Below are 20,257 nucleotides of genomic sequence, written 5' to 3' on the forward strand. Positions count from 1 at the left end.
CCCCTAAAGATGTTTAAAAAGAGGATTTTATCAGTAATCTGTAAAGTTGTGGCACTTTAACTGCAATTGGCTTATTTATTTTTACTTAACCAGTCTAGGTAACTATCAAATGGTAGCGCTTTTGAATAGTAATAACCTTGGCTAAAGTCTGCGCCCATTGATTTTAACAAATGGTGAGTTTGTTCATCTTCAACCCCTTCAGCGGTGACACTTAAGCCTAGGTTATGGGCCATATCAATGGCCGTTTTTACGACCACCTTATTGCTGGGGTTTGCTTCCATATCAATTACAAATGACTTATCAATTTTTAAATTAGTAAAGGTGTAATGCAGTAAATAGGTCAAAGAAGCATAACCAGTTCCAAAGTCGTCAAGTACTACCGTAACGCCAACTTTGTCTAATTGCTTTATGAGCGCCTGCATTTGTTGTTGATCGCCAATTAGTGCGGTTTCAGTGAGCTCTAATTTGAGTTGCTTTGCAGGTGCATTATATTTTAATAAGGTGTTTTCAATTTTTTCAGCTAACTGCGCTATGGTTATATTTTTAGCACTTAAGTTAACGCTGACGCAGTGCCCATTGTAACCTTGCTTATTGAGCTGGGCAATGTCTTGGCAAGCTTTGTCTATTACCCATAAGGTGAGCTCGTTAATAAGTCCTGTGCGTTCGGCTAATTGAATAAGCTGCTCTATATTTATGTGCTGATACTTACCTATTGGCCAACGTAACAAAGACTCACTGCCTACTACTTGGTTGTTGGCGAGGTTAATTTGCGGTTGGTGATATAATGCCAGTTCATTGGCTCTTATTGCTTCTTGTAGTTTAGCTGCGAGCTCAATGTCCATGGCTTGGTTAGGTTGTTGTTGTGAGTTACTAATGCGACTCATTGTGGTCTTTGCTTGTTTTAATGCCACATAACCACGTTGTAGGCTCGCTTCAAAGTTATTGGCTGTATCGGGAAAACTGATCCCCACACTGTACTCTAGCTGTAAGTTTAAGCCTTGTATTTGGTAGTTTTTTGGTAAGCCTTTAATGATCTTTGTTAAACTTAAAGATAACTCTGCAGCGGTTTGTGCTTTAGTTGAAATACAGGCAAATACCCCCGTGCCTAAATCGGCAAGTTTAGAGTTGCTATCTAAGGTTGAATCTAAAAAGTAAAACTGACGTTCACCAACTAGCTGCAGCTCTAATGATTTTGCTACCTTGATGATTAATTCATTGCTTTTTGTCGGTGTTAAAATAGTATTTAATGAGTTGAAATAACGAATTTTAATTAGGCAGAGAGTATTTTGTCTATGTTGCTGCTCAAGTGCCATATAAGCTTGCTTTAACATTGCGCTATTAAGAAGTTTGGTTTGCTGGGTGTGAGTGGCATGATAAAGCGCTCGCTCTCTTTGATAGCGAACTCTATCAGCCAAGGCCATGGCCATGAGCACCACTTCGCACAATATAGCAGCTAAAAAAGTATGGCGAATTGCAAAGCTATACGGCAATACTCCCGTTAACTCAAGTGGCTGTATAGCTGCACCTATAATTAAGGGTATCCATGAAATAACATAAAACTTTGCCCAACGAAATCCACTGCGCAGTTTGTTATAAATCATGATGATACAAATTACATAAAGCAGTGCTAAAATAGTAAAAAATATCGGCGCAGCGATGTTTTCAGGAGTGATAAAACAGCTTAAGCCTAAAACAAACATGAGCCCCATAAAGTAAACGCTGAGTTTATAACGCCAGCATTGCTCTTTATGGTAGCGTAAAAACATAGTACAAAATGCAAGGGTGAATATTGCAATCGCATAGTTACTAAAAATAATGTACTTTTGAAAAAACAGTTGCCAACTAACAGGCCATAAGTAAAAACCAAAGCCGAGTACGCAGCCCATTAGAATAATCGCGCTAATAATATAACCGATATAAATTAAGTAAACGCGATCCTTTATGCCAAAAAAGAGCACTAAGTTATACAGTGCCGCCATGATCAGCACGCCAACAAAAATTCCCCAAATGGCTGTTTGTGAACGGGTTAAATCTTGAAACTCAGTTTCACCATAAAGATTGATCGGCGTTTTACTAATTCCGGTTGTATCAATTTTTATTAATAGTTTCTGTTTACTTTGCGGGGTAACTGTTAAGCGAATATGCGGTACACTGTACTCAAAACGAGTGAGCTCTGGGGTTAAGTCGCCAAGTTGCGTAGTCGTTATAATATGATTGCTTTTATCCAAGTGATAAATCGTTAAATGATCGACCATAGGGTTATCAAAATGAGCGACAATTTTTTCATTTTGTTGGCTTCGATTCTCCAGTTCTACTAACAACCAATAATTACGGGGTGTAAAGTTCCAGTTTATATCTGCAAATGACCCCACAGTGAAATCATCTAGATTATCGATAATTTGATGGATTGGTAGTTTTTTTGTTTCATCAATAAAGTAACTATGGGATAGGTAAATAGGAGTGGTTTTGTCAATAGTGTATTTTGTAGGGGTCGCTAAATGGCCTGCAAGCGTTGCTATTACATAAAACAACACAAGTAATATTAATACGGCAATAAAATGATAGCGTAAGTAATTATTTTTCAATTTTTAACGTTCTTTTTCAGTTCCTAGAAATGAGTGTAGCATTAAAAAGCGCAGATAAACTGCGCTTTTTATTAAATCTTAACTGGTTATACCAATTAATTATTTTTCACGAGCGATAGCGCGATAAGCTATATCAGTACGATATTCCATACCGTCCCAGCTGATTTCGTCTACAAGTTCATATGCACGTTGCTGTGCTTGCGTCACTGTATTACCAAGAGCCGTGGCACATAATACACGACCGCCAGCAGTGACTACATTATCGCCATCTTGCTTAGTACCTGCGTGAAACACTTTTTCACCTTCAGCGTAGCTAACTTTAAGGCCATTGATTGCATCGCCTTTCGGGTAGCTATCAGGGTAGCCTTTAGCAGCTAATACCACACCGACAGCTGCGCGTGAATCAAACTCAATGCTTGTTTTATCAAGTTCAACGCGGTTAGCAGCTTCAATCAGCTCAACTAAGTCTGATTGCAGGCGTAGCATCATAGGTTGCGTTTCTGGGTCACCAAAGCGGCAGTTATACTCGATAACTTTAGGTGTGCCATCGGTATCAATCATTAAACCAGCATATAAGAAACCAGTGTACGGGTGGCCTTCACGTGCCATACCCTCTACTGTTGGGTAGATAACTTCGTTCATAATACGCTGGTGGATTTCGTCAGTTACAACAGGTGCTGGTGAGTATGCGCCCATGCCGCCTGTGTTAGGACCTTTATCGCCATTGTAAGCACGTTTATGGTCTTGGCTAGTAGCAAACGGGAGTACGTTTTCGCCATCAACCATCACGATGAATGACGCTTCCTCGCCTTCTAAAAACTCTTCAATGACTACGCGGCTGCCTGCTTCACCAAAGGCGTTTCCAGCTAGCATATCGCGGATAGCAGCTTCAGCTTCGCGTTCGTCCATAGCAACAATAACGCCTTTACCTGCAGCTAGACCGTCAGCTTTGATGACAATCGGTGCGCCTTTTTCTTTTAAATAGGCAAGGGCAGGGTCGATTTGCTCAAACGTTTGATAATCCGCAGTTGGAATATTATGGCGTGCTAAAAAGTCTTTAGTAAACGATTTAGAGCCTTCTAACTGTGCGGCGCCGGCGGTTGGGCCAAAAATAGCTAAGCCGTGTTCACGGAACTTATCTACCACACCTAGTACCAGTGGTACTTCAGGACCTACGATAGTAAGACCAACATTGTTTTGCTTTGCAAAATTAAGTAGACCATCTAAGTCTTCAACATTAATCGCAACGTTTTCAAGTTTTGGCTCAAGTGCAGTACCTGCATTACCTGGAGCAACAAAAACGGTAGTAACTTTAGTATTTTGAGCAGCCTTAAACGCAAGTGCGTGTTCGCGGCCGCCGCTGCCAATGACTAATACATTCATGGCGAATATCCTATTTAAAGCGGTTTTTTAAATTTCAGCGTCATGCGGTCACTTTCACCAATGGCTTTATACTTAGCTGCGTCTTGCTCGCCAAGTCTTAGGCTAGGTGGTAGTGTCCATACCCCTTTAGGGTGATCGGCTGTATCAAGTGAATTTGCATTTATGTCACTGCTTGCTTCAAGTTCAAAACCTGCTTTTTTAGCAAGTTCAATCACAACACTTTGCTTCATATAACCAGATGATTTTTGCATTTCATCAGCGCGCTCTTCTGGCAAACGGTGTTCAACTACACCTAAGGTGCCGCCTGGTTTAAGTGCAGTGTAAAATGATTTAAAAGCGTTAGCTGCCGCTTCTTTATCTTTACTCATATACCAGTTATGAACATTACGAAAGGTCAAAACCATATCCGCACTGCCAGCTGGTGCAATATCTAAATGTGATGAAGGAGCGAATTCAGTGATTTTCACTTTGCTAAAACGCTCATCCTCAGCAACCTTCTTTTTAAAGCCAGCTAATGAACGTTGATAGTAACCAACCGATGAATCAGCAGGGAAGTGCGCAGCGTAATAGGTGCCGTGATCTTTCAATGCTGGTGCTAAAATTTCACTGTACCAACCACCGCCTGGGGCAATTTCAACCACTGTCATACTTGGTTTAAAGCCAAAAAATTCCAGTGTTTGGACTGGGTGACGGTATTGGTCGCGTTCAGCATTACGTTCGCTTGCTTTTACTGTGTGCTTTAGTGCTGAGTCATGGCCATGGTTATGGGCAACGGCGATAGTTGAGCTAACAGCCAAAGTGGCAACCAGTAACGTTTTTAGTGCAAATTTCATCGTCTGTTCCTTCACATTATAATTTTACGAGAGGTTATAGAATAAGCAGAATACGTGAATTTGATGCAAACAAAAAGAGCTAACTGATGCAGTTAGCTCTTTGCGTGATTAGTGGCGGAAGTGACGCATGCCAGTAAACACCATTGCCATGCCTGCTTCATCAGCTGCTGCGATAACTTCTTCATCGCGCATAGAGCCACCAGGTTGTATTACAGCAGTAATGCCAGCATCAGCTGCAGCATCAATACCATCACGGAATGGGAAGAATGCATCAGATGCCATGACTGAACCTTTTACTTCAAGGTTTTCATCAGCAGCTTTAATACCGGCAATTTTAGCTGAGTAAACGCGGCTCATTTGGCCTGCACCTACACCGATTGTCATGCCGTCACGGGCATACACAATAGCGTTTGATTTAACAAACTTAGCGACTTTCCAGCAGAATAATAAATCTTTAAGTTCTTGCTCAGTAGGCTTACGCTTAGAAACAACTTTTAAGTCGCCTTGTGTAACCATACCTAAATCACGGTCTTGAATTAATACACCGCCGTTAACACGTTTGATGTCATGACCGGTTGCTTTACCTGTCCATTGACCACATTCAAGTAAGCGAACATTCTGCTTAGCTGAAATGATTTTCGCTGCAGCTTCAGATACTTTAGGTGCAATGATTACTTCAACAAATTGACGTGCAACAATAGCTTCAGCGGTATCAGCATCAAGCTCTTGGTTAAATGCAATGATGCCACCAAATGCAGATGTAGGGTCTGTTTTAAATGCGCGGTCGTAGGCTTCAAGAATGTTTTCACCAATAGATACACCACACGGGTTTGCATGTTTCACGATAACACAGGCTGGCACATCAAACTCTTTAACACATTCAAGAGCAGCGTCAGTATCAGCAATGTTGTTAAACGATAAAGCTTTACCTTGTAACTGAGTTGCAGTTGCAACAGAGGCTTCTTGTACGTCGTTCTCAACATAGAAAGCGGCATCTTGGTGTGAGTTTTCACCGTAGCGCATATCTTGCTTTTTAGTGAACTGCATATTGATTGTACGTGGGAATTTAGTTTCCTCAGCCGCTTCATCAGTGTAGTCAGCAACCATTTTACCGAAGTAGTTAGCAATCATGCCATCGTACTGTGCGGTGTGCTCGTAAGCAGCAATGGCAAGATCAAAACGGGTTTTGTACGTTGTTGAGCCATTATTGCTTTGCATTTCGCTGATCACGCGATCGTAATCTTTTGCATTTACTACGATAGTCACGTCTTTGTGGTTCTTAGCCGCAGCGCGCACCATAGTTGGACCACCGATATCGATGTTTTCAATCGCATCTTCAAGGCTGCAGTTCTCTTGAGCGACTGTATTCGCAAAGGGGTATAAGTTAACTACAACAATATCGATAGCTGAGATGTTATTCTCGCTCATTACATCTTCATCTTGTCCACGACGCGCTAAGATGCCGCCATGAATTTTTGGATGAAGAGTTTTTACGCGACCATCCATGATCTCTGGGTGACCTGTGTGGTCAGATACTTCAGTGACTTTAATGCCGTTATCAGCAAGTAATTTACAAGTACCGCCAGTTGATAAAAGTTCGACACCTTGTGATTCAAGTGAACGAGCAAATTCAACGATACCGGTTTTATCTGACACACTTAGTAGTGCGCGACGAATTGGACGATGTGTATCCATTGTAGTTTGATTACCTCAGTGTTTGAGCTAGCTTAGAAAGGCGCTATTTTAACTGAATATCGCTTAAAAAACGATATTTAAAGGGTGAGGATTTTTAAAGATATAAAAAAAGCACCCGAAGGTGCTTTTTACTCAAAATACTTTATACCAGCTGTATTGGATTAGTAAGCAATTATAACGACAGAGAAATAAGTCAATAACAAGGCAAAAATTTTGCTGTGTAGTTATTCTACATAAAAAATTTTTAACGCAGTTAGGGGCTTATTTAACTCGTTAGAATGATTACGGTTTCAATATAGCTGGTATTAGTTCATGCCGTATTTCTTAAGCTTCTTACGTAAAGTACCACGGTTGATACCTAGTAAGATTGCTGCACGTGTTTGGTTACCACGTGTGTAAGTCATTACTTCTTCAAGTAATGGTGCTTCTAGCTCAGAAAGAACAAGGTCGTAAACGTCTTGCACATCTTGACCGTTAAGCTGTTTTAAGTAGTGATGAACAGCTTTTTTCACTGCATCGCGTAATGGCTGCGGTTTCTCGTGCGACTGAACATGAGGGTTAGTGATAAATGGAGAAGTCACGTTTTGTTCGAACATTGTTTATATCTCTTTCTTTCTTAGTTAGCTGCTAGTGTTTTAAAGTATTGCTCTAATGTCTCGATTTGTGCCTGTGGATTATCGAGAGCATTAAATACTCGCCTAAACTGACCGTCACTGTCATGGGTTTGCAAATACCAAGATACATGTTTGCGAGCTATTCGCGCTCCCATTGGTTCCCCGTAAAACGCATGAAGGTTCACTAAGTGTTCCATCAAAATACCACGCACTTCTGGAATTTCAGGTGTTGGTAAGTGTTTTCCAGTTCGCAAATAGTGGTCTATCTCCCTAAATATCCAAGGGCGACCTTGGGCGGCTCGACCAATCATAATGGCATCTGCACCCGTATAGTCTAAAACCTGTTTTGCTTTTTCTGGTGAGGTAATATCACCATTAGCAACCACAGGTATCGACACTGAACGTTTAATATCCCTAATCGTGGCGTATTCTGCTTCACCTTTATACATACATGCGCGAGTACGCCCATGTACGGCTAATGAAGCAATACCATAACGTTCAGCTATGCTCGCAATCTCTACACCATTGCGGTTTTCCTGATCCCATCCTGTGCGGATTTTTAGTGTCACAGGTACATCAACAGCATTTACAACTGCATCAATAATCTCTTCGACTAACTCAGGAAACTGCAATAACGCTGAGCCTGCGAGTTTCTTGTTCACTTTCTTAGCTGGGCACCCCATATTTATATCTATGATTTGTGCACCATTACTGACATTGAATTGTGCGGCCTGAGCCATAAGCTCAGGATCAGCTCCTGCGATCTGCACCGCGCGTATTCCTGATTCACCGCTGTGATCCATACGGTTCATCGATTTTTCGGTTTTCCATACTTTGGGATTTGACGATAGCATTTCAGACACGGCAAGCCCCGCACCTAAGCGTCGGCAAAGCTGTCTAAATGGTCTGTCTGTAATGCCTGCCATTGGCGCGACAATTACATTGTTCTCAAGTTGGTATGAACCGATACGCACTGTATTCAATAGGCCTCTTTTCAAGGGGCGCTAAGTTTACGGTGTTTTCACCAAAAATCAAAGGCTATAAATTGAACAAAAGTGACTTTTTTTTGCCTTTTTCGTATTGACTTTTGATAACAGTTTGACGGGCGGGTTGATTTGTTTGATATTTATACAAAACAAATTTAGTGGTAATAATTAGCACGGTGAATTAATGTGTGAATAATAGGTAAAGCCTGTTAACTACAGGCTTTACAAACGTATTTAGAGTTAATGCTTAAACAAAGGGAAGACGATTAGTTAGCGTGTTTTTTACCGCTGACTCGTGTCCATTCACCTTCAACAGCAATTTCATCAAGGGCAATAAACGGCGCATAAACATCAGCCACTGACTGTGCTTGCTCTTGTAAAATACCTGACATAGCAATTTTACCGCCTGGTTTTAACAAGCCTAAAATCACGCTGTGTAATTCACGAAGTGGTGCGGCTAAAATGTTTGCTACTACTATATCAGCTGTAAATTCAGGCTGATTTTCTGGTAGGTAAACTTCCAGTTTGTCGGCTACACCGTTACGCTGTGCATTATCTAAACTTGCCTCAAGTGCTTGTGGATCGATATCGATACCTATCATACGCTCGGCACCTAATTTGATAGCTGCAATGCCTAAAATGCCTGAGCCACAACCAAAGTCGACTACAGTTTTACCTGTTAAGTCTTGGCTTTCAAGCCATTTTAAACACAGTGCAGTAGTTGCATGAGTACCGGTGCCAAAAGCAAGGCCTGGGTCGAGTAATACATTTACTGCATCAGGGTCTGGAATATCGCGCCAGCTTGGGCAAATCCATAGTTTTTTGCCAAATTGAATTGGGTGGAAGTTATCCATCCATTCACGTTCCCAATCTTTATCTTCTAGTTGCTCTACTTTATAAACTAACGAGTCTCTTATTTCGTCATGGCGCTTTAAAAGTTCAATGACCGCGTTCATATCGTGATTAGCCTCGAACAGACCAATAACAGTGGTATCAGCCCAAAACTCGACAGTGCCAATTTTAGGCTCATAGATAGGTGTGTCTTTAGCATCAATGAAGGTAACAGATGCGCTGCCTGCTTCCATTAATAAGTCACTTACAGCATCAGCCGTTGCGGCATTCGCATTAATACGGATTTGGATCCAAGCCATGATATTTTCCTTGAAATAGAAAAAAGGCCGCTACAGCGGCCTTTTGATTATGTTTGTTAGCTGCTAATTATTTAGCGTCTAAGAAGCTCTTAAGTAAGTCAGAGCGAGAAGGGTGGCGTAGTTTACGCAGTGCCTTCGCTTCGATTTGACGAATACGCTCACGTGTTACGTCAAACTGCTTACCTACTTCTTCTAAAGTATGGTCGGTATTCATATCGATACCAAAACGCATACGTAATACTTTAGCTTCACGGGCTGTTAGGCCTGCAAGTACATCGTTGGTAGCACCACGAAGAGATTCCATTGTTGCTGAATCGATAGGCGAATCAATGGTTGTATCTTCGATAAAGTCACCTAAGTGCGAATCTTCATCATCACCGATTGGCGTTTCCATCGAAATAGGCTCTTTTGCAATCTTAAGTACCTTACGGATTTTGTCCTCAGGCATCATCATGCGTTCTGCTAATTCTTCAGGGTTTGGCTCACGACCCATTTCTTGTAGCATTTGACGTGAAATACGATTCAATTTATTGATCGTTTCAATCATATGCACAGGAATACGGATTGTTCGTGCTTGGTCGGCGATAGAGCGAGTGATTGCTTGGCGGATCCACCACGTAGCATAAGTTGAAAACTTATAACCACGGCGGTATTCAAACTTATCAACTGCTTTCATTAGACCAATGTTACCTTCTTGGATTAAGTCCAAGAACTGTAAACCACGGTTGGTGTATTTTTTCGCAATTGAGATAACAAGACGTAAGTTTGCTTCAACCATTTCTTTTTTCGCACGACGGGCTTTTGCCTCACCGATACTCATACGACGGTTGATGTCTTTAATACGCTCAATGCTTAAACCAGTGCTTTCTTCAATGACTGATAGTTTATTGATGCAACGAATGATTTCTGGCTTAACTTCTTCAAGTTTAGCTGAATGTTTTTCGTTAGCTGCGATTTCTAAATCGAGCCACGATGCATCTGTTTCGTTATTTGCAAAGTGTTTAACAAAGGTTTTCTTTGGTAATTTTGCAAATTGTACCGCTTGTTTCATGATCAGACGTTCTTGTACACGTACTCTGTCCATCATCTCACGCATGTTATTAACCATGCGATCAAACTGTTTTGGTACTAATTTAAATGTTCTGAATAACTCACCGATCTCAAAAATAGCGGCTTGAGAATCTGGGTGTGAACGACCTTTTTTATCAAAAGTGTCGCGCGCTTTGTTATAAAGATCACGAAGGTTTTCAAAGTGTACACGAGCCTCTTCAGGATCTGGGCCTGTATCTACTTCTTCTTCGTCATCATCATCGTCGCTATCAGCATCGTCTTCATCTTCTTCATCAAGTTCTTTTTCACTTAATTCAGAGCCAATGTGCGTTGCAGAAATTTGAGCTTCATCTTCGTTAGGATCAAAGAAACCAGAGATAATGTCGCTTAAGCGCATTTCTTCCGCTTCAAATTTATCCCATTGTTCAAGAAGGTAAGTAATTGCTTCAGGATATTCAGCAACCGAGATCTGTACTTGGTTGATGCCTTCTTCAATACGCTTAGCGATAACAATTTCGCCTTCACGGGTCAGTAGTTCAACCGTACCCATTTCACGCATATACATACGAACCGGGTCCGTTGTACGGCCGATTTCTTTATCTACAGTAGCAAGCGCAGCGGCTGCGGCTTCTGCTGCGTCTTCATCTGTCGTGGTTTCTTGCATCATCAATTCATCGGCATCAGGTGCGTTTTCGCTAACCTTGATACCCATATCATTGATCATACTAATGATATCTTCTACTTGATCTGAATCGATAATATCTTGTGGAAGGTGATCATTAACTTCTGCAAAAGTTAAATAACCTTGCTCTTTACCTTTTTGAATCAGAAGTTTTAATTGTGACTGAGGAGTTGGATCCATAGAGATTGTTTCTTCCACTCTGATAAGTTGATACAACAGGCGCCAGCTTGCTTACATATAAAGCCAAGCTAAGTATAATTCGACGCAGTGAATAGCACAGTATAACAGCATTTATCAATTTTGACTAGCCGTTAGTGCCTTTTAGCGCTTGAGTTAATAAATGACACTCAAGTCTTTCGTCGCTATTTAACCCTTGGGTCTTGTCCTTTATTAATAGGGTCTCGAGTCGATAATTTAAACACTGATCTTCAATAAACTTAAAAGTATTTTTAAATTCATCCTCTAACCGGTCGTCATTTATTTCATGACGCCACGTTGCAAGTTTTATAAGTGCTTCATATTCAGGGCTTTCTCTAAACGCCTCAAGTAGTTGGGCAGTAGTAGTTGTGCCTTTTTGTAATGCGTAGTGCTGTAATTTAATCAACAGAGCGATACCCGCGATATTCATTTGCGCGAGGTCGGGTAAATAAGGTACTGCGTTTGCTAAATTTGGGTGCTGAACTAATAAACCAATTGCGCGACGCATCGGCGTTATTTTAAACTTACGCTCAATAGAATGCTGTTGTTTCGGTGTTTTTAAACGGCTATTTAGCTGCTCTTTTGTACGCCCGATAAGGCGACCAAGTTGCTCTAGTAAGTTTTCTTGATAAAACTCACTAGGGATTTTTTCTACCAGAGGGAGTACCGCACTCAGTAACTTTGCTTTACCAGCATCTGTTGTTAAATCAATTTCTTGACTTAGTTTGTTAAACAACACTTGAGTGAAATCATCGGCTTGGGCTAAACGTTGTTCAAACGCATCTTTACCTTCTTGTTGCACGAGTGAATCAGGGTCTTCGCCATCAGGTAAAAATACAAATTGCAGTGCTTTACCATCAGTCAAATAAGGCAGCGCATTTTCTAGCGCACGCCAAGCGGCATCACGACCTGCGCGGTCACCATCATAACAACATATTACTTTGTCTGTGGTTCTAAATAAAGTGTGCATGTGCTCAGCTGTTGTCGCAGTGCCTAGAGCCGCTACCGCGTACTCTATATCTTGCTCACTGAGCGCGACCACGTCCATATAGCCTTCAACTATAAGGATATGATCGAGCTTTTTATGTGCTTGCTTTGCCTCGTAAAGTCCATAAAGCTCAAAACCTTTATGAAAAATACGAGTTTCAGGGGAGTTTAAATATTTAGGGCCTTGGTCAGCTTGCATAACACGACCACCAAACGCGATTACACGACCTCGTTTATCGCGGATGGGAAACATTAAGCGGTCGCGGAAAAAATCAAACTGCCTACCAGGGGTTTTCTCTGAAGCAAGTTTTAGCTCTACTAGTTGCTCTTTTTGTTCTTTGTTACGGCCTAGCTGTTGGCATAAGCCTTCCCATTCGCTTGGTGCATAGCCAATCATAAACTTTTTAACGGTTTCGCCACTTAAGCCACGGCCTTTTACATACTCAATCACATCAGCAGAATTTGCATGGTGTTTTAATTGATGCTGATAAAAGCGGGCGGCGTGCAACATTAAATCGTAATCAGAACGTTTTTGTTCAGCGGTTCTTTGTGGACCTGAGCTGGTGTTACCTTGTTCGCGTGGTACGTCGAGGTTTAATAAGCTGGCAAGTTCTTCAATTGCATCAACAAACTCAAGTTTATCGTACTCCATAACAAAGGAGATGGCGTTGCCGTTAGCGCCACAGCCAAAGCAATGATAAAACTGTTTATCTTGTGAAACAGTAAACGACGGAGACTTTTCGTTATGAAATGGGCAACACGCTTGGTAGTCTTTACCGGCTTTTTTAAGACCAACTTTAGAGTCAATGAGCTCGACAATATCTGTTCTGGCGAGTAAATCGTCAATAAAATTTCGTGGGATCTTTCCGGCCATTAGTAAAGTGTAGTCCTGAAATAAAGAGAAAAAGGAGTAAGAACTAGCTTTAGTTCTGCAAATTTAGATTTGAACACAAATGCTATTTTTATTAAAGCTAAAAACGAAGAAACCGAGCACATGGCTCGGTTTGCTTCAATCATACTTTATGTATGTGGGCGTATTAGGCAGTTAATCGTTGCTTAATTAAACCGGAGATCTTACCTAAATCGGCGCGACCTTCAGCTTTGCTTTTGATTATACCCATTACTTTACCCATGTCTTGCATACCTGCTGCATTAGTATCAGCAATAGCCGCATCAATGAGAGCAATGATTTCGTCTTCACTCAATTGTTGAGGTAAAAACTCTTCAAGTGCTTTAATTTCACTGGCTTCAACTTCAGCTAAATCATCACGCCCAGCATCTTTATACTGAGTGTAAGAATCGCGGCGTTGTTTAACAAGCTTCACTAAGACCGCGGTAATACCGTCATCATCAAGTGTTATTTGCTCGTCAATCTCACGCTGCTTGATTGCAGCAAGTACCATACGAATAGGGTTAAGACGTGTTTTGTCTTTCGCTCGCATCGCATCTTTTTGCGCATCTTTTAGCGTTATTAAAAGGCTCATTTATACAAGACCTAATACTATTAGTATAATTTAACGCGACGTGCGTTATCGCGAGAAAGCTTCTTCATGTGACGCTTAACCGCTGCAGCTTTTTTACGCTTACGCTCAGCTGTTGGCTTTTCATAGTGCTCGCGACGACGAACTTCTGAAAGGATACCTGCTTTTTCACATGAACGCTTGAAGCGACGAAGTGCTACGTCAAACGGTTCGTTCTCTCTTACTTTAATTACTGGCATTAAAAATTCACCTACCTAAATAATGAGCGTTGCTCAAGTTGATCAAACAATGATCAAGTGGTTCAAAAATGGTGCGGTATTGTAATCCGAAGCCACACCACATGTAAAGGATAAATATTGTCTGTTCCAATAGTAAACGAAAAATATCGCTATGTTGCTAATTTTACTGAGATTGATACAGGCGGCAAAGCACTTGTCCCGCGACTTTTTCTTTTAATAACAGCCAATTGCTAGGAAGAGCTAAATTGTTAAGTTCACTTTCAACTTCGACATAAATCAAAGCATTTTCACTTAACCAGTTATTTTCTATCAGTAAATCACAGCATGGTTTAGCTAAGTTTTGGCGAAAAGGCGGGTCAACAAACACTAAATCAAATTGTTGTTCGTTGGTGTTTTGACCTAAATAACGCAAACTATCGGTGCAATGAATGTCTGCATTATTCAACTTAAGCGTTTGCGCGTTTGTTTTTAATTGCGCACAGGCTGAATTGTCCATTTCTAAAAATGTGGCGCTGTGAGCAAACCGAGAGAGTGTTTCAAAGCCCAGCCCGCCTGAACCCGCAAAGCAATCGAGTACTTTAGCATCTCGAGTATCTTGCATTAACCAGTTAAAAACAGTTTCTTTTATACGATCGGTCGTTGGACGCAATCCTTGTACATCTTTAACAGGTAACTTACGATTGCGAAACTGCCCGCTGATGATTCGAATAAAGCCATCATTTGATTTGTTATTTGGCTGTTTTTGTGGTGATTTTTTTCTCATTTAACTCACTAAAAAATGGTATCTGTTACGCTGCTCAGATAATATTGTACTGATATCGTAGCGCGTCATTTTTCAACTGCGCTAAAAGTGTTACCATAAGCATCTTGGACAATAGTTTTATCAATGGCTTTAAAAGCGGTTTCAGATAAAACTATTTGCATTAGTTTATCAGATTTTTATAAGTGGTTATTAGCAACTATGGCAAAAAAAAGTAAATTCCTGTCTTGGCTAGGTTTTGGCAAATCAGAAAATAAACAACAAACAGAGCAGGCAGCAGAGGCTGATAACCAAAAGCAATTAGCAGAGCAAGCAGAAGCAGAACGTATAGAGCAAGAGCGTATTGCTGCAGAGCAAGCAGAAGCTGAACGTATAGAGCAAGAGCGTATTGCTGCAGAAAGAGCAGAAGCTGAACGCATAGAACAAGAGCGTATTGCTGCAGAGCAAGCAGAAGCAGAACGTGTAGAGCAAGAGCGTATTGCTGCAGAAAAAGCAGAAGCTGAACGTGTAGAGCAAGAGCGCATTGCTGCAGAAAAAGCAGAAGCTGAACGTGTAGAGCAAGAGCGCATTGCTGCAGAAAAAGCAGAAGCTGAACGTGTAGAGCAAGAGCGTAGTGCTGCAGAGCAAGCCGAAGCTGAACGTATAGAGCAATATCGCATTGCTGCAGAAAAAGCAGAAGCTGAACGTGTAGAGCAAGAGCGTATTGCCGCTGAAAAAGCGCATGAACAGCTACTCGCAACAGAGCAGGCTGAACAGCTTCGTCGTGAGCAAGAAGATCGTTTAGCACAGCAAGAAGAAGTAATGCGTTTGGAACTTGAACGCAAAGCTGCAGAGCAAGCGCAATATGACGCAGAGTTAGAGCAACAACGCATTGCACAAGAAAAACGCGATGCAGAACGTTTAGAGCAAGAGCGCATTGCGGCAGAAAAAGCGCATGAACAGCTACTTGCAGCAGAGCAGGCTGAACAGCTTCGTCGTGAGCAAGCAGATCGTTTAGCACAGCAAGAAGAAGCAATGCGTTTGGAACTTGAACGCAAAGCTGCAGAGCAAGCTCAGCGTGATGCAGAATTAGAGCAACAACGTATTGCCGCAGAAAAAGCAGAGGCTGAGCGTGTAGAGCAAGAGCGCATTGCAGCAGAGGCTGAGACAGAGCGCCTAGAACAAAAACGCATAGCAGCAGAGCAAGCTGAGGCTGAGCGTGTAGAGCAAGAACGCATAGCAGCAGAGCAAGCTGAGGCAGAACGTGTAGAACAACAACGTATTGCAGCAGAGCAAGCTGAGGCAGAACGTGTAGAACAAGAACGTATTGCAGCAGAGAGAGCTGAGGCTGAGCGTGTAGAGCAAGAGCGCATAGCAGCAGAAGCTGAGACAGAGCGCCTAGAACAAGAACGCATAGCAGCAGAGCAAGCTGAGGCAGAGCGTGTAGAACAAGAACGCATAGCAGCAGAGCAAGCAGAGGCTGAGCGTGTAGAACAAGAACGTATTGCAGCAGAGGCTGAGGCAGAACGCCTAGAACAAGAGCGCTTAACTGCAGAGCTTGCCAACGATGAAGCCAAAAAAGCTGAAAAACCTAAGAAAGAAGGCTTTTTCTCTCGCCTTAAAAAAGGCTTACTCAAAACAAAGCTAAATATAGGATCTGGTTTTGCGTCAATTTTTAGTGGTAAAAAGATTGACGATGAGCTGTTTGAAGAATTAGAGACACAATTGCTAACCGCTGATTTAGGTGTCGATACGACTATGAAGTTAATCGACAGTTTAACGGATGCAGCAGATCGAAAGCAGCTAAAAGACGGTGATGCACTTTACGAGCTGATGAAGCAAGAAATGGCGACAATGCTTAAAACAGCAGAGCAACCATTAGAAATCCCGAGTGACAAAAAGCCATTTGTTATTTTAATGGTAGGCGTTAATGGCGTGGGTAAAACTACCACAATCGGTAAGCTTGCTAAGCAATTTCAAAGCGAAGGTAAATCAGTGATGCTCGCAGCAGGTGATACTTTCCGTGCTGCGGCAGTTGAGCAGCTGCAAGTATGGGGTGAGCGTAATGAAATCCCCGTGATTGCGCAGCATACCGGTGCGGATAGTGCATCTGTGGTATTTGACGCTTTTCAAGCGGCCAAGGCACGTAATGTTGATGTGTTAATCGCTGATACAGCAGGGCGCTTGCAAAATAAAGATAATTTAATGCAGGAGCTTGAAAAAATAGCCCGTGTAATGAAAAAAATAGATCCAGATGCCCCTCACGAAGTTATGTTAACTATCGATGCAGGTACTGGTCAAAATGCTATTAGCCAAGTAAACCTATTTAATCAGTGTGTTGGCTTAACAGGTATTACACTTTCTAAGCTAGATGGTACTGCTAAGGGCGGTGTGATCTTCGCCGTCGCTGATAAGTTTAATATTCCAATCCGTTATATTGGTGTGGGTGAAAGCATTGATGATTTAAGAGCATTCAATAGTAACGACTTTATCGATGCGCTGTTTAGCCAAGACGAGGACGAAGCATAAATTTTAAAAAGGAGCTTAAACCAAACTGGTTTAGGCTCTTTTTAGCTGAGGGATAAGAATGATAAATTTTCAGCAAGTAAGTAAAACATACCCAGGTGGTCACCGAGCATTGGAAAAAGTGAGCTTTCATGTAAAGCCTGGTGAACTGGCTTTTCTAACCGGCCACAGTGGTGCAGGTAAAAGTACCTTACTTAAATTAATTAGCTTAATGGAACGCCCATCCGCAGGGCAAGTTTTGATCAATGGCGTTGACTTAAGCGCTGTTAAGTCAAGACAGATCCCTTATGTTCGTCGTGATATTGGCATTATTTTTCAAAATCACCGCCTATTAGAACGTCATACCATTTTTGATAACGTTGCTTTGCCGCTGGTTATTGAGGGCACGCATCATAAACAAATCGAAAAGCGAGTGCACGGCGCGCTGGATAAAGTTGGCTTGCTAGATAAAGTAAAATGCCATCCATCGACTCTGTCAGGTGGTGAACAGCAACGTGTAGGCATTGCCCGCGCCATTGTGAACTCGCCGCCGTTATTACTTGCCGATGAGCCTACTGGTAACTTAGACCCTGAATTATCAATGGATATACTGCGTTTATTTGAAGACTTTAATAAACACGGGACAACAGTACTCATTGCTACCCATGATTTAGGGCTTATTTCACGCATGCGTTATCGCAGTCTTACTTTAAAAGATGGCCGCATGAGTCAAGACCCATTGGCAGAGGCAACACTATGAGCTTGTTATTTAAAGGACGACAAAGCCAAAATGAGCGCGCAAAAAAATCTTTCATAGCTGCTGGCTACTTTTTTGTATTAAATATCTTTCGTCAGGGAGTTCACAGCTTAGGTGAAATGTGGCGCACGCCGATGGCGTCAATGATGACCATTGCCGTTTTGGGCTTAAGTTTAACACTACCAGCTACGCTTTATTTAGTGGTTAAAAATGTACAGCAAGTCAGTAGCGGCTTTGAAGAAGCTGCTGAGATTTCGTTATTCGTTAAAGAGTCAATGAACGAACAAGAAACACAAACGTTAGTTAAGCGACTCGCATTATACCCTGAGGTTGATAACGTTACCTTTATCTCGAAACAAAATGCATTAGTTGAATTTAAAGAAGTGTCAGGTTTTGGACAGGCTCTTGAGTATTTAGATGAAAATCCACTGCCAGATGTAGTGATAGTGACACCGACCTCGCGCCACCGTCAACCACAAGCAGCCCAAGCGTTACTTATTAAGCTTGAAAAAGAACGTGAAGTAGACTTTGGCAAATTAGATATTGCATGGCTTGAGCGTTTAAATGCGTTACTGAGCTTACTTAAAGAAAGTGTAATCACCATTGCTTTATTATTGCTTACTTCCGTTACTTTAATTATCGGCAATACCATTCGTTTATCTATCATGGATAAAAAAGAAGAAATACAAGTGATGAAGCTTGTAGGGGCGACCAACACCTTTATACACGCGCCATTTTTATGGACGGGTATTTGGTATGGTATTATCGGTGGTTTGTTTGCGTTTATCTGTGTTGCATTAATGATGTGGTGGTTAGGCTCGGCTGTCACTGAAGTGGCAGGGGTGTATCAAACAAGCTTTGATCTAATAGGTTTAAGCTTAGTTGAATTTGGCTCTTTAGTGTTACTAGCAACCACTTTAGGGTTTGTTGGTTCCTACCTATCCGTTAATCGTTATATTAAAGAAATCGAACCCGATAAAGTGTAACAATTGGTGTGTATCATCAATTAGCGAGTTGGTAATAATAACCTCCATTGTTTTTATCAACTCGTCATAAAGCTAGAATTCATCGCATATTCAGACGTTTAAAGTACAATGAAAAACATCAAAAAAACCACTTGCTTCAATCGAAAAAAAGATTTAAATTGAAGTTAGCACTCTCGGTTAAAGAGTGCTAAGATGGTTTCAAATGTTTATCACCGAGGTGAAAAATGAGTAAAGATATATACGCAATGGCACTCACAGTTGGACAGCAAAGCGCAAGTATTGATGGTTACCTACAAACGGTAAGTACAATACCTATGCTAGAGGCTGAGCAAGAAAAAGAGTTAGCGACCCGCTTACAGGAAGACGGCGATCTTAATGCTGCAAAGCAACTCATCATGTCTCATTTACGCTTCGTGGCGCATATCGCTAAAGGTTATTCAGGTTACGGCCTACCACAAGCTGATTTGATCCAAGAGGGTAACATCGGTCTGATGAAAGCAGTAAAACGTTTTGATCCATCAGTGGGCGTACGTTTGGTTTCATTTGCAGTGCACTGGATAAAAGCAGAAATTCACGAATTCGTGCTTAAGAACTGGCGTATCGTTAAAGTTGCGACCACTAAAGCACAGCGTAAGTTGTTTTTTAACTTACGTAAAAACAAAAAGCGCCTAGGTTGGTTTAACCAAGCTGAGGTTGCAACTGTAGCAAGCGAGCTAGGTGTAAGTGAAAAAGAAGTACGTGAAATGGAATCGCGCATGAGCGGCCAAGACATGGGCTTTGACTTAACGGGCGACGATAATGACGACGCACCAAGCAGCACTTACTCACCAGTACAGTACTTAACTGACGGTAGTAACGATCTAGCTGAAGAAGTTGAACAACAGCAGTGGCAAGAGCAATCTCACACGCGTTTGTTTAGCGCATTAAAAACACTAGACGAACGTTCACAAGATATTGTAAGCGCTCGTTGGTTATCTGATGACAAGGCAACTTTGCAAGAGCTAGCTGCAAAGTACAGCGTGTCTGCAGAGCGTGTTCGTCAGCTTGAAAAAACAGCGATGAAAAAGCTACAAGCAGCAATGAGCTAACGCTTAATATTGTATAGAATTTGAAAGCCCCGCATGAAAATGCGGGGCTTTTTGCGTTTAGGGGGGCTTTAGCTTTAAGTGGTAAGTCATAAGCACGAGAAAAACCCCATCAAGCCCTTTTACAGAAGGTGAGCAAAACAGTATTTTAAATAAAAATATACATACCGTTTTTATACAAAGTTATTTATTTACAGTCGGTAGGTTTTTAATTCAAGTTTTACATTTTATCCATATTACTTGTTTTAAAATCGATCCTAATATTTTGATTTTAATTTGTTTTTTTTAGCTTGTATGCGAA

At 41.5% G+C, this 20,257-nt stretch carries 16 protein-coding genes; 4 read left to right on the forward strand and 12 right to left on the reverse strand.

What is annotated here, in order from left to right; all coding sequences use genetic code 11:
* Positions 1–71: 71 nt before the first annotated feature.
* From AAEU30_RS19220 to rsmD, 12 genes are all read right to left on the reverse strand, one after another.
* Positions 72–2,585, reverse strand: coding sequence for an EAL domain-containing protein (locus AAEU30_RS19220; RefSeq protein WP_421961935.1), 2,514 nt, complete (start codon positions 2,583–2,585; stop codon positions 72–74).
* A gap of 99 nt (positions 2,586–2,684) precedes the next feature.
* Positions 2,685–3,968: a phosphoribosylamine--glycine ligase gene (gene purD / locus AAEU30_RS19225; protein ID WP_421961936.1), complete on the reverse strand. Its 1,284-nt coding sequence runs from the start codon at positions 3,966–3,968 to the stop codon at positions 2,685–2,687.
* A 14-nt stretch (positions 3,969–3,982) separates the two neighbouring features.
* Positions 3,983–4,801, reverse strand: coding sequence for a class I SAM-dependent methyltransferase (locus AAEU30_RS19230; protein WP_421961937.1), 819 nt, complete (start codon positions 4,799–4,801; stop codon positions 3,983–3,985).
* Between the two features lie 108 nt (positions 4,802–4,909).
* Entirely contained in the window at positions 4,910–6,496 is a 1,587-nt protein-coding gene (gene purH / locus AAEU30_RS19235; RefSeq protein ID WP_421961938.1) for a bifunctional phosphoribosylaminoimidazolecarboxamide formyltransferase/IMP cyclohydrolase, read from the reverse strand.
* Positions 6,497–6,801: 305 nt separating this feature from the next.
* The gene (fis, locus tag AAEU30_RS19240) at positions 6,802–7,092 is read right to left on the reverse strand and encodes a DNA-binding transcriptional regulator Fis (RefSeq protein ID WP_002957804.1); all 291 of its coding nucleotides are present in this window, start codon (positions 7,090–7,092) and stop codon (positions 6,802–6,804) included.
* Between the two features lie 20 nt (positions 7,093–7,112).
* Positions 7,113–8,084, reverse strand: coding sequence for a tRNA dihydrouridine synthase DusB (gene dusB / locus AAEU30_RS19245; protein ID WP_421961989.1), 972 nt, complete (start codon positions 8,082–8,084; stop codon positions 7,113–7,115).
* A 278-nt stretch (positions 8,085–8,362) separates the two neighbouring features.
* Entirely contained in the window at positions 8,363–9,247 is an 885-nt protein-coding gene (gene prmA / locus AAEU30_RS19250; protein WP_421961939.1) for a 50S ribosomal protein L11 methyltransferase, read from the reverse strand.
* A gap of 67 nt (positions 9,248–9,314) precedes the next feature.
* The gene (rpoD, locus tag AAEU30_RS19255; protein ID WP_421961940.1) at positions 9,315–11,159 is read right to left on the reverse strand and encodes an RNA polymerase sigma factor RpoD; all 1,845 of its coding nucleotides are present in this window, start codon (positions 11,157–11,159) and stop codon (positions 9,315–9,317) included.
* A gap of 124 nt (positions 11,160–11,283) precedes the next feature.
* On the reverse strand, positions 11,284–13,038 hold the full coding sequence (dnaG, locus tag AAEU30_RS19260; RefSeq protein ID WP_421961941.1) for a DNA primase: 1,755 nt from the start codon (positions 13,036–13,038) through the stop codon (positions 11,284–11,286).
* 163 nt (positions 13,039–13,201) lie between these two features.
* Positions 13,202–13,648 carry a GatB/YqeY domain-containing protein gene (locus AAEU30_RS19265; RefSeq protein WP_421961942.1) on the reverse strand — a complete coding sequence of 149 codons (447 nt, stop codon included), beginning with the start codon at positions 13,646–13,648 and terminating at the stop codon, positions 13,202–13,204.
* A gap of 20 nt (positions 13,649–13,668) precedes the next feature.
* Positions 13,669–13,884: a 30S ribosomal protein S21 gene (gene rpsU / locus AAEU30_RS19270; RefSeq protein WP_002957797.1), complete on the reverse strand. Its 216-nt coding sequence runs from the start codon at positions 13,882–13,884 to the stop codon at positions 13,669–13,671.
* Between the two features lie 163 nt (positions 13,885–14,047).
* On the reverse strand, positions 14,048–14,647 hold the full coding sequence (gene rsmD, locus AAEU30_RS19275) for a 16S rRNA (guanine(966)-N(2))-methyltransferase RsmD (RefSeq protein ID WP_421961943.1): 600 nt from the start codon (positions 14,645–14,647) through the stop codon (positions 14,048–14,050).
* 123 nt (positions 14,648–14,770) lie between these two features.
* Here rsmD and ftsY point away from each other — a divergent pair, with 123 nt between their 5' ends.
* The 4 genes from ftsY (at position 14,771) to rpoH (ending at position 19,959) form a co-directional block, all read left to right on the forward strand.
* The gene (gene ftsY, locus AAEU30_RS19280; RefSeq protein ID WP_498049586.1) at positions 14,771–17,152 is read left to right on the forward strand and encodes a signal recognition particle-docking protein FtsY; all 2,382 of its coding nucleotides are present in this window, start codon (positions 14,771–14,773) and stop codon (positions 17,150–17,152) included.
* 58 nt (positions 17,153–17,210) lie between these two features.
* Positions 17,211–17,888 carry a cell division ATP-binding protein FtsE gene (ftsE, locus tag AAEU30_RS19285; RefSeq protein ID WP_421961944.1) on the forward strand — a complete coding sequence of 226 codons (678 nt, stop codon included), beginning with the start codon at positions 17,211–17,213 and terminating at the stop codon, positions 17,886–17,888.
* Positions 17,885–18,871 carry a permease-like cell division protein FtsX gene (gene ftsX / locus AAEU30_RS19290; RefSeq protein ID WP_421961945.1) on the forward strand — a complete coding sequence of 329 codons (987 nt, stop codon included), beginning with the start codon at positions 17,885–17,887 and terminating at the stop codon, positions 18,869–18,871. The genes ftsE and ftsX overlap by 4 nt, the downstream gene beginning before the upstream one ends.
* 224 nt (positions 18,872–19,095) lie before the next feature.
* Positions 19,096–19,959: an RNA polymerase sigma factor RpoH gene (gene rpoH / locus AAEU30_RS19295; protein ID WP_421961946.1), complete on the forward strand. Its 864-nt coding sequence runs from the start codon at positions 19,096–19,098 to the stop codon at positions 19,957–19,959.
* Positions 19,960–20,257 lie beyond the last annotated feature (298 nt).

The sequence above is a fragment of the Pseudoalteromonas mucoides genome, assembly GCF_049257175.1.
Taxonomy (GTDB): Bacteria; Pseudomonadota; Gammaproteobacteria; order Enterobacterales; family Alteromonadaceae; genus Pseudoalteromonas.